We start from the raw sequence: 3234 nt of genomic DNA on the forward strand, positions 1-3234 counted from the left end.
CTGGCAGTTCCCTACTCTCGCATGGGGAGACCCCACACTACCATCGGCGCTACGGCGTTTCACTTCTGAGTTCGGCATGGGGTCAGGTGGGACCACCGCGCTACGGCCGCCAGGCAAATTCTGTTTTATCAGACCGCTTCTGCGTTCTGATTTAATCTGTATCAGGCTGAAAATCTTTCTCTCATCCGCCAAAACACCTTCGGCGTTGTAAGGTTAAGCCTCACGGTTCATTAGTACCGGTTAGCTCAACGCATCGCTGCGCTTACACACCCGGCCTATCAACGTCGTCGTCTTCAACGTTCCTTCAGGACTCTCAAGGAGTCAGGGAGAACTCATCTCGGGGCAAGTTTCGTGCTTAGATGCTTTCAGCACTTATCTCTTCCGCATTTAGCTACCGGGCAGTGCCATTGGCATGACAACCCGAACACCAGTGATGCGTCCACTCCGGTCCTCTCGTACTAGGAGCAGCCCCCCTCAGTTCTCCAGCGCCCACGGCAGATAGGGACCGAACTGTCTCACGACGTTCTAAACCCAGCTCGCGTACCACTTTAAATGGCGAACAGCCATACCCTTGGGACCTACTTCAGCCCCAGGATGTGATGAGCCGACATCGAGGTGCCAAACACCGCCGTCGATATGAACTCTTGGGCGGTATCAGCCTGTTATCCCCGGAGTACCTTTTATCCGTTGAGCGATGGCCCTTCCATTCAGAACCACCGGATCACTATGACCTGCTTTCGCACCTGCTCGCGCCGTCACGCTCGCAGTCAAGCTGGCTTATGCCATTGCACTAACCTCCTGATGTCCGACCAGGATTAGCCAACCTTCGTGCTCCTCCGTTACTCTTTAGGAGGAGACCGCCCCAGTCAAACTACCCACCAGACACTGTCCGCAACCCGGATTACGGGTCAACGTTAGAACATCAAACATTAAAGGGTGGTATTTCAAGGTCGGCTCCATGCAGACTGGCGTCCACACTTCAAAGCCTCCCACCTATCCTACACATCAAGGCTCAATGTTCAGTGTCAAGCTATAGTAAAGGTTCACGGGGTCTTTCCGTCTTGCCGCGGGTACACTGCATCTTCACAGCGAGTTCAATTTCACTGAGTCTCGGGTGGAGACAGCCTGGCCATCATTACGCCATTCGTGCAGGTCGGAACTTACCCGACAAGGAATTTCGCTACCTTAGGACCGTTATAGTTACGGCCGCCGTTTACCGGGGCTTCGATCAAGAGCTTCGCTTGCGCTGACCCCATCAATTAACCTTCCGGCACCGGGCAGGCGTCACACCGTATACGTCCACTTTCGTGTTTGCACAGTGCTGTGTTTTTAATAAACAGTTGCAGCCAGCTGGTATCTTCGACTGATTTCAGCTCCATCCGCGAGGGACTTCACCTACATATCAGCGTGCCTTCTCCCGAAGTTACGGCACCATTTTGCCTAGTTCCTTCACCCGAGTTCTCTCAAGCGCCTTGGTATTCTCTACCTGACCACCTGTGTCGGTTTGGGGTACGATTTGATGTTACCTGATGCTTAGAGGCTTTTCCTGGAAGCAGGGCATTTGTTGCTTCAGCACCGTAGTGCCTCGTCATCACGCCTCAGCCTTAGTTTTCCGGATTTGCCTGGAAAACCAGCCTACACGCTTAAACCGGGACAACCGTCGCCCGGCCAACATAGCCTTCTCCGTCCCCCCTTCGCAGTAACACCAAGTACAGGAATATTAACCTGTTTCCCATCGACTACGCCTTTCGGCCTCGCCTTAGGAGTCGACTCACCCTGCCCCGATTAACGTTGGACAGGAACCCTTGGTCTTCCGGCGAGCGGGCTTTTCACCCGCTTTATCGTTACTTATGTCAGCATTCGCACTTCTGATACCTCCAGCATACCTCACAGTACACCTTCACAGGCTTACAGAACGCTCCCCTACCCAACAACACATAGTGTCGCTGCCGCAGCTTCGGTGCATGGTTTAGCCCCGTTACATCTTCCGCGCAGGCCGACTCGACCAGTGAGCTATTACGCTTTCTTTAAATGATGGCTGCTTCTAAGCCAACATCCTGGCTGTCTGGGCCTTCCCACATCGTTTCCCACTTAACCATGACTTTGGGACCTTAGCTGGCGGTCTGGGTTGTTTCCCTCTTCACGACGGACGTTAGCACCCGCCGTGTGTCTCCCGTGATAACATTCTCCGGTATTCGCAGTTTGCATCGGGTTGGTAAGTCGGGATGACCCCCTTGCCGAAACAGTGCTCTACCCCCGGAGATGAATTCACGAGGCGCTACCTAAATAGCTTTCGGGGAGAACCAGCTATCTCCCGGTTTGATTGGCCTTTCACCCCCAGCCACAAGTCATCCGCTAATTTTTCAACATTAGTCGGTTCGGTCCTCCAGTTAGTGTTACCCAACCTTCAACCTGCCCATGGCTAGATCACCGGGTTTCGGGTCTATACCCTGCAACTTAACGCCCAGTTAAGACTCGGTTTCCCTTCGGCTCCCCTATTCGGTTAACCTTGCTACAGAATATAAGTCGCTGACCCATTATACAAAAGGTACGCAGTCACACGCCTAAGCGTGCTCCCACTGCTTGTACGTACACGGTTTCAGGTTCTTTTTCACTCCCCTCGCCGGGGTTCTTTTCGCCTTTCCCTCACGGTACTGGTTCACTATCGGTCAGTCAGGAGTATTTAGCCTTGGAGGATGGTCCCCCCATATTCAGACAGGATACCACGTGTCCCGCCCTACTCATCGAGCTCACAATATGTGCATTTTTGTGTACGGGGCTGTCACCCTGTATCGCACGCCTTTCCAGACGCTTCCACTAACACACACACTGATTCAGGCTCTGGGCTGCTCCCCGTTCGCTCGCCGCTACTGGGGGAATCTCGGTTGATTTCTTTTCCTCGGGGTACTTAGATGTTTCAGTTCCCCCGGTTCGCCTCATTAACCTATGGATTCAGTTAATGATAGTGTGACGAATCACACTGGGTTTCCCCATTCGGAAATCGCCGGTTATAACGGTTCATATCACCTTACCGACGCTTATCGCAGATTAGCACGTCCTTCATCGCCTCTGACTGCCAGGGCATCCACCGTGTACGCTTAGTCGCTTAACCTCACAACCCGAAGATGTTTCTTACGATTCATCATCGTGTTGCGAAAATTTGAGAGACTCACGAACAACTTTCGTTGTTCAGTGTTTCAATTTTCAGCTTGATCCAGATTTTTAAAGAGCAAA

Annotated in this window: 2 rRNA genes; both read right to left on the reverse strand. The window is 52.6% G+C overall.

Going from position 1 to position 3234, the window contains the following annotated elements:
- Nucleotides 1-114: ribosomal RNA gene (gene rrf / locus BGK49_RS11130) — 5S ribosomal RNA — on the reverse strand; the annotation flags it as partial.
- Nucleotides 115-209: 95 nt separating this feature from the next.
- A 23S ribosomal RNA gene (locus tag BGK49_RS11135) occupies nucleotides 210-3112 on the reverse strand.
- Nucleotides 3113-3234: the final 122 nt, after the last annotated feature.

It is taken from the genome of Shigella sp. FC1544, from assembly GCF_001722145.1.
In the GTDB taxonomy this organism is placed as follows: Bacteria; Pseudomonadota; Gammaproteobacteria; order Enterobacterales; family Enterobacteriaceae; genus Escherichia; species Escherichia coli.